At 42.0% G+C, this 8,640-nt stretch carries 4 protein-coding genes; 2 read left to right on the forward strand and 2 right to left on the reverse strand.

All coding sequences use genetic code 11. The features are described from left to right. Positions 1–311, forward strand: a 311-nt coding sequence (locus tag F6K49_RS31735) for a hypothetical protein (protein ID WP_293074709.1), incomplete at its 5' end; no start/stop codon positions are given. A gap of 102 nt (positions 312–413) precedes the next feature. Beyond that, positions 414–542 (forward strand): hypothetical protein, encoded by a 129-nt coding sequence (locus F6K49_RS31740; RefSeq protein ID WP_293086210.1) that lies wholly within the window; start codon positions 414–416, stop codon positions 540–542. Between the two features lie 106 nt (positions 543–648). Here F6K49_RS31740 and F6K49_RS31745 read toward each other — a convergent pair whose 3' ends face one another. Further along, positions 649–1,752: a response regulator gene (locus F6K49_RS31745; RefSeq protein WP_293103039.1), complete on the reverse strand. Its 1,104-nt coding sequence runs from the start codon at positions 1,750–1,752 to the stop codon at positions 649–651. Between the two features lie 99 nt (positions 1,753–1,851). Further along, complete coding sequence (locus F6K49_RS31750; RefSeq protein ID WP_293103042.1) at positions 1,852–7,125, reverse strand: ATP-binding sensor histidine kinase; 5,274 nt, start codon at positions 7,123–7,125, stop codon at positions 1,852–1,854. Positions 7,126–8,640: the final 1,515 nt, after the last annotated feature.

Here is an 8,640-nt window from a genome sequence, read left to right on the forward strand (position 1 = left end):
GTCCCAGCCAAATCAGTATTGGAGGCCATTCCAGAAGCCCCCAAAACCCACCAGGGCAGATTGCGATTTCCCAAAAAGTAGGATTCTATACCCTCAGATGCTTTCCGTTGAAGAATAACCCCAAAAACGACTATGCAAATCAGGTAAATAGTAACAATGATGTAATCAACTGGATGCATGAATTTTATGATCAAGGATTAAGGATTCAAGACTCGGCTTGGGCAATCACTACTGGGGTGATCTCGGAAAAATCAATGGCCAGAAGAAAGTTTTGCATGATATCAAGTCCGAAGCGCATTGATATTGTATAATACAAGAGTCTTCTGCAGGTGTTGAGGCTATGGACTCTTAATACCAATAACAAATGACAACAGACTTTTGAGCAAACAAACAAAGACGTAAGCATGCAGCTAATGCGCTACGCCCATACGGCGGATTGCATAACTATCAGGTACACAGGATTGTTTTGGCACTTCCGACTTACCTGCTCCCTGCTCCCTGCTCCCTGCTCCCTCAAAACCCAGAAATTTGTACCTAATTGAATTGCAAACCGCTGTATGCTTACAGCATACTTGATATTATAGATGAACCCTGAAAAATTAAATTTTAATTATTAAACTTTAGTAATCAACAATCAACAATTAATCCTTAAATTGATAATTTTCCTGGAAGGATAATATGGACAAGTGTTTGTTTTCCTGGGGAACTGGTTATGTTTAATTCTCCACCGTGCAATTCAGTCAACAGTTTGGCAATGATCAACCCTAATCCAGAACCTTGTTGCTCGTAGAGTTTACGATCAAATTGCATATAGGCTCCGAGTTTAGCAATTTGAGTTGGTGTCATGCCTCGTCCCTGATCGATCACCAAAATATTTAACTTATTATCCTGGAAATAACTCTGAATCTTAATCGGCTTACCAAACTCGGAAAACTTCAAGGCATTATCAATGATTTCTTCAACAATTTTAGTGAATTTGGATTGGGAAATATTGACAACTACTTCTTGCAGTTCTAAGTGCAAATCGTCTTTCCGGTTTACCTTCAGACATTTTTGGATAGCAAGGTCTTGGATAATTGTTCTAGTAAAACTTTGCTCTCCATAATCAAGCAGCTTCCTGGCTTGCTTAGGTTGTTGCTCGATTCGCGCTAGTTCTGCATAGAGTAAAAAATTATGGGTGAGCCGATATAAACGTTCTCCAGATACACGGATTTCCTGAAGCATTTCCATAGCTTCACCCCGCTCTATGGTATCATAATCTTCTATCAGGAATTGGGCAAGATTCAAAATGCCATTGAGAGGAGTACGCAACTCATGAGGTAGTGCATGAGTGATGTTATCGCGCAATTCATCGACCTGTTTTTGAGATTCTTGCTCAACAGCCATCTGCTTGGCTAAGCGGGTTGTGATTGCTCCTAATAATTCATCTCTAGTAAATGGCTTGGTCAGATAATCATCTGCGCCCAGTTCCATCCCCATCCGCAGATCACTTTTTGTAGATTTAGCCGTAAGAAAAATCAAGGGAATTGTCTGGGTGGATGGAATTTCTTGTAACTGAATCATTACACCGTAACCATCCAGTTTAGGCATTTTAATATCGCAAATAATCAAATCAGGACATTCATTTTTTGCCAATTCCACACCGATTTCACCATTTTCTGCTTCAATAACATCGAAATTTTCAGCCCGAAGTATTTCCACAACAATGGTACGGATATCTTCCTCATCTTCAATAACTAAAATCTGCGACATATATCAGTTCCTCCTTCAAACCTTAACATTTAGAAACGCTTTTAAAAACCAAGTCAAACTAATCCTTTCTTCTAGGCATAATCATAATTCCTATTAGGTTCAACTGCCAACTGCCAACTGGCAAACAGCTCTCGGTCTTTGTACTTGCTCTGGTGCTGCAGCAGGGGAGTACAGTGGAATTGTGACAGTAAACGTTGTGCCAATACCGACTTGGCTATTTACCGTAATTTCACCACCGTGTACTTCCACAGACTGTTTGACAATTGCAAGTCCGAGTCCAGTTCCTGGAATATTGCCTACATTATTGCATCGATGAAATGACTCAAACAGTTGCTTTTGGTCTTCTTCTGGAATACCAATACCCTGGTCTTTAACCTTAAAGGTAACCTCTTCTTGATTACAAATCAAGTCAAAGTTTATGGTGCTCTCATTAGGGGAATATTTAGTAGCATTTGATAGCAAATTTCTCAAGATGTGTCTGAGCAGTTGTTCATCGAACTCAGCCTCTGGGCATTCACCTTGAATAACAAAAACAAGGGTTTGTTCGGTGCCAAGACCTAGTTCTATCTCTTCGACTAAGTCACGGCAGAATTCAAGTAAATTTAATGGTGTAGGGTTGAATTTTAGTTTTCCGGCGTTGGCTTTATTGACTACCAACACGTCATCTAACATGTGGAGCATATGTTTTATATTGGCTTGAATCCGATCTAGATAGTTTTGTTTTTTATCCTCATCCCAATTCTGGCTGTAATATTTGAAAATTTCAGTAATCCCCATAATACTGGTTAGGGGGGTGCGGAACTCGTGGGAAGTCATAGAGATAAATCGAGATTTGAGTTCAGTGAGTTCCTTTTCTCTTTCCAGAGATTTGCGAATCTGTTTTTCGAGTCTCTCCCTAACTTGAACGTCATGCAAGGTCTGGTAAAGCGTGGCATTTTCCAAAGAAATTGCCGCTTGATTACACAGAAGGCTTAACACTTCTACGTGTTCATTGGTAAAATTTCCAGAAATTATATTATTTTCTAAATACACCATACCAATCATATTTTTTTTACGCAGAAGTGGCAAACACACAGCTGACTTTGGCTGATGCTTTATGATGTATATATCATCAGCAAAAGTAGAGTTATTAACCAGATTATTTAAAATCAAATTTTCTTGACTGATAGCGACATAATTAATTACAGATTTGGGCAATTGCTGAGTAATGGTTACTGGAATTGAATGCCTTACTGTTACGCCATTGTTAACCACTGAACCGGCTGCCTCTATCATCAGTTTATTTTCTTTTGACAAAATGAGAAACCCCTTTTTAGCCCCAGCATTAGTCAGGAGAATATGCATCAACTTGTCCAGTAAATTATCGAAAATTATTTCTTCTGAAATGGCTTGAGATGCCTTGATAACGTCAGATAAATCCAGTGCGGTTAAACTTAGTGTTATCGTTGAGTTGGTTATGGAATCTACTGGAACTTGCGTTGTTGGTTGGGCAGTAATTTTGCTAAGGAGTTGGGGGTATCTTGATTCTAAGTCTCTCACTTTTGCCACAGCTCCCCAGCGACTGTATCCATAGTAGGCATCAGTCAAGTAAGCCTCGGCGATCTTTCGTTTGCCCCAAGACAGATAAAACTCTGCTGCTAGTTCATTGGCCAGTGCTTCTTCCTGGATATAGTGCTGCTGTGCTGCTCCTTCAATTCCTTGGTCATAAATTTCCATGGCTTGCCAGTGCTGCCCTAAAACTCGTGCTTTCTCTGCCTCCACTAGCTCGTACTTATGTTTGAAGTTTGATGGAGCATGGTATGCCCAGGTTTTCAGGGTTTCCTGATTAGCTGCTACTTGGGTCAGGTATTCACCTTGCTGCTGTGGCTCGACATGGGGATAGTGAGCCAAAAGCGCTAGAGAATAGTAGAAATTGTGTTCAGCAATAAGAATCATGCCAGGGACAGCTTGTGCGTATTGCTCTGCTGACCTGGCCTGAGCAATAGCTTTTTCGGGTTCCTTAAACCAATAAAACAGAATGGATTTGGCAAGATATAGATAAAACAGAGAGGTTCCATTATTCTGTTCTATTAAAATGGGAAGCATTTCTAATTCATTAAAGTCTTCCCCAATTAACTGACAGGGATCGTCAGATCTGCCGAGTAAATTTAAGATTAATTGTTTGCCGATTTTAGCATAAGTAACATGATAGTCTAGCTTTCTTTTTTGCAGCCAATCCAGATACTGGCCATACTTTTGAGCACCAAAGTCCAAATCATATCCCACAAAAAATAGGTTGGCACAGTAGTTGATGGCAGCATAACCGCCATACTCTATATTTCCGGTTTCAAGACCGCTGTTAAACGCCTCTAGTAAGGGGTCTATGGTTTCCTTGAGATGCTCTTTCCAGTGCCTGATATGACCGTTAAAAACATCTAATACTATGCATTTGAACTCCTGAGCATGGAATTGCTCCAACAGCATCAAAGACAGTTGACCAAATTTATAGCCACCATCGATATCTCCCATAAATCCACACAGGATCATGGCGTAATTAATATAGGTGTCCGTGGACAGATTTGAATTGCCATGGTTGATACATAGATTGATTCTTGTAAAGATAAACAGTGGATACAATGACGGATTAGCAATAAAAGCAGCGTTTCCTACAGACTTTAAGATCCCCATGGCCGCTAGTTTAGTCAGGTCAGTCATTTCTGGTAGGTCAACCAAATCCTCACTAATCAGGTTTTTAGAGGGGGGGTCTTGATCCAGTTGAATCCCGAGCATGTCCAGAACCTCTAGCCCCGTATCCAAGGCGACTTGCATTTGGTTTTGAGCAATATAAGAGTAGATTTTTAGTTCATACACCTTGACTTGATCTAATTGGGTTTTGGCTTGTTCCAGAGCCACTCCAGCCAAGAGGTTTGATTGCTCAAAATTACTGTTGAGGTATTCCGCTTCCACCACTTCTATATAGAAAGCAAGGGTGAAGTCATAGTTGTCAGTCCAGGTATCCGCTGCTAGGAGTCCTAGACCTACATTCAGATACTTGAGAGCGCTGGGATAAGCGGCTGCGGCCTTGGCTTTCTGACCCGCAGTCAGATTGAGTTGAGCTAACTCATCTTTTTCCCACTGAGCGGTGAGTAAGTCCGTGCCAAAATTGAGTTGGTTAACCAAGGCAAAGATATTCTGTTCCCGTGCCTCTGGAGTGGTATGGTTCAGCAACAATTTGCCAATTTTTAGGTGGGTTGCTTGTTGGTCGGATTCGGGAATCAGAGAGTAGGCGGCTTGCTGCACCCGGTCATGTAAAAATTTGTAGTTAACCTTGACATCACTGAGGCCAAAATCTGCGGATTCTTCTTGTCCAAATAGCAGAGGAATTTTGTAAGTATCACTCAACGGCAGAATCAAACCGATCTGTAGTGCTTCCCAGAGCTGAGCAGCCGTGATAATGGTTGAGTCTTCATTGACAATGGCTAGCATCTCTAAGTTAAACTGATTGCCCAGACAAGCTGCCAATTTTAAAACCTGCTGGGTCGTTTGTTGTAGCTTGCCAATACTTCTGGCAATCAGTTCCACCACATTATAATCAGTGATGCCAATAGCTTGAATTTCATCAATATCCCACTGCCAGCTGCCACTGCTGACGTCATAACTCAGCAAATTTTCTGAGTAGAGGGTTTTGAGCAGTTGGGTCAAGAAGAAGGGATTACCTTGGGTTTTATGGAATAATAGCTCTGCTAGGGGTTTGGTCTGGTTTTCCCCTTGGGTGTCATTGAGAGTATCGGCTACTAATTGCTGAACGTATTGTTTCTGTAACGGCTCAATGGTGATCTGATGTATGACTAAGTCAGTTTCTTGAATTTTCTCAATGGTTTGAATCAAGGGATGGGTGGGACTGACTTCGTTATCTCGATAAGCTCCAATGATTAATAAATAGTTGCGATCGCAGTTCGTCATTAAGGTCTGGAGCAACCTTAATGATGCTAAATCTGCCCACTGTAAATCGTCAAGGAAGAGCACCAGGGGATGTTGGGGTTGGGCAAAGACACCGATGAATTGTTGAAACACCCGTAAAAATCGGTTTTGGGATTCCGATGGTCCGAGTTGGGGTACTTCCGGCTGTTGACCGATAATCAGTTCCACTTCGGGAATGACATTAATAATCACCTTGCCATTGGCACCCAGAGCATGTAATAAATTCTCTTTCCAAATCCCTAGTGTTTGAGCGGGTTCTGTCAACAGTTGCCGAATTAATCCCCGAAATGCGTCCAGCAAAGCAGCGTAAGGACTATTGCGCTTAAACTGGTCAAATTTACCACCAATAAAATACCCTCGGGCTTTGACAATTGGTTTATGAACTTCATTGACCACTGAGGTTTTACCAATCCCTGAGTAACCGGATACCAACATCAATTCAGTGGCTCCAACACTGACTCGTTCAAAGGCCTCCATCAGGGTGGCCACTTCCCCTTCGCGACCATAGAGTTTTTGAGGAATTAGCAGTCGGCTCCCGATGTCATAGGTTCCGGGAGTGAAGGTTTCAATTTTTCCAGTGGTTTGTAGCTGGTATAGACAGCTTTCTAGGTCAACTTTTAGTCCCGTAGCACTTTGGTATCGGTCTTCAGCATTTTTCCTGAGGAGTTTCATCACAATCAATGAAACTACTTCACTAATTTCTGGATTAAGCTGATCAGGAGGGACAGGATATTGAGCCAGATGATGGTGAATCAATTCCATGGGATCGGTGGTGATAAACGGTACCCGATCCGTTAGCATTTCGTAGAAAGTGGCACCTAAAGAATAGAAGTCACTGCGGTAGTCAATGGAGCGGTTCATCCTCCCAGTTTGCTCCGGTGAAATATAGGCAAGAGTCCCTTGGAGCCAATTATGATTCTTAGTGGTGGGATTCTCTAGAGACAAGCGGGAGGCAATGCCCAAGTCAGTTATTTTAACTTGTCCTGTTTCCGGATTGATGATGATATTGGAGGGGTTAATATCTTTATGAATAATCGGGACTTTGTGCAGCTCATCCAAGCTTTCTACTAGAGAAATAGCAATTCGCAGAAACTCCTTTAGATTAATGGAGTGAGAGTTGATAAACTGCTTCAGGGATTGACCCCCAAAATCTTCTAATATCAACGCCAACCCATTATTATAGTTTTCCAGACCGTAGCATTTGACAATGCCTTCACAATCAATAGCTTGGGAGATTGTATATTCTTGTCGTAAGCTGCTAATCTCTTCAAGGGAGGGATAGTCCGATTTAATAACTTTAATAATAACTGGTTTTTGCTCTTGCTGGTGATAGCCGCGATAAACAACTGTACTAACACCAGCTTCTAGTTCTTCTAGAACTTTAATTTGAGATTTTGGTAAACTTAACATCATCTCTCCCTTGAAGTTTTTAGATATAGTAATTGTGATAGCTATATGTGATAGCTATATTGATTGAATTTTGTTTGATTTTGTTTAATCTTGAGGTGCGACCAGTGATGACGCTTCTGATTTGGCTCAAGTTCAGGCGTTGCTGAATTAAGGAATGAATGCGCGATTATCTGGTTTTATTAAAGCCCCCGTGGGTCCCCCAACTTTGCGGTGCGACCCGTGGCGAATTTAATTCGCCTACGGAAAGCGCACCGGGAGGGACTTTAAGAGTTTTGTTCCCCCCAGAATTGGGGGGCTAGGGGGGCGTGCGCCATACCCAGAATCAGCAACGCCCAAGTTCAGTAGGGTGGGCAGTGCACCAGACAGATAATGAACCTTGCAAAGAGCGTTGGTAGGCACTGCCCACCCTAGGATTAATGTCTGTTTGCCTCCAAAATCTGGTGTAGTTCAGTAGTTCAGTAGGGTGGGCAGTGCATCAGACAGATAATGAACCTTGCAAAGAGCGTTGGTAGGCACTGCCCACCCTAGGATTAATCACAATGGTGCCAGATCTCGGACAAACCCAACCTTTTACATGCAAATGCAACGCCGAGCCGGGGTTTGCAGACACGTCCTGTCAGGAAAAGTTCAACGGTAAAGGGAGAAAGGTGGAGTGCTATTGTCCCTTTTTCCTTTGGCCATTCTGCTTTTACCCGACCTTCACGTCAGTGGTCTTGCATTCAATTGAGAATTTCCATACAGCATAGTTTGATACAGCCTATTTTAGGGATTACATCTCTAGAGTTCCCGCAAAGCCTAGTCAGGTAACAGTCAGATCACCTCCAGTTAATCACTTGGTTGATCCAATCGTGTTTGAAAAGTCTCTTTATATGATGTCCGGATAATTACCCTTAATCAAAATCTCCCCATCTCCCTATTTCCCGACGGGTGCATCTCAATGCATGCAATTAGGCAAAAATTCGGGCGAAAATTCCCACACTTCCCACACTTCCCACACTCCCCGCGCCCGGGCCCCACACTCCCCGCGCCCGGGCCCCGCGCCCTCACAGGGGTAGGTTTTTTACAAATATGACATGCACCCTTTCCCGACTCCCGACTCCCGACTCTCGACTCCCGACTCCCGACTCCCTCTTTCAATCATTAATTAATAGAGGGGTATTCCCCCTCGGGTAATTGGCAATATTCCCCATGGGGGAATTGACAAATAGTTTTTAAACTATTTCTTTTTTTTGACAGGCTGAGCTGATCATTGGAAACACATTCCGTCAACTAATTCTCACAAATGTTTACGAAAAATAACAAAAAATAATTAATTTTTTATCAAGTTTAAATTTTATCAATATAATAGAGACTGAGTAAAACTATTAAGAAATTATTAATTAAGTTTATCTACTTATGAAGTATATTTATATACTCAAATTCATAGGTAAAATAACCGACATCTCACCCTAAGGATCAGTTACTCCTAATCTCCCTTACTTGGTGTAGTGAAACGGGCACCTTGCCTAGGCATAATCA

It is taken from the genome of Moorena sp. SIO3I6, assembly GCF_010672095.1.

Excerpts from the sequence above, each read along its gene's own strand:
- F6K49_RS31740 (WP_293086210.1), top strand. The coding sequence starts at position 414 with ATGCGCTACGCCCATACGGCGGATTGCATAACTATCAGGTACACAGGA.
- F6K49_RS31745 (WP_293103039.1), bottom strand. The coding sequence starts at position 1,752 with ATGTCGCAGATTTTAGTTATTGAAGATGAGGAAGATATCCGTACCATT.
- F6K49_RS31750 (WP_293103042.1), bottom strand. The coding sequence starts at position 7,125 with ATGATGTTAAGTTTACCAAAATCTCAAATTAAAGTTCTAGAAGAACTA.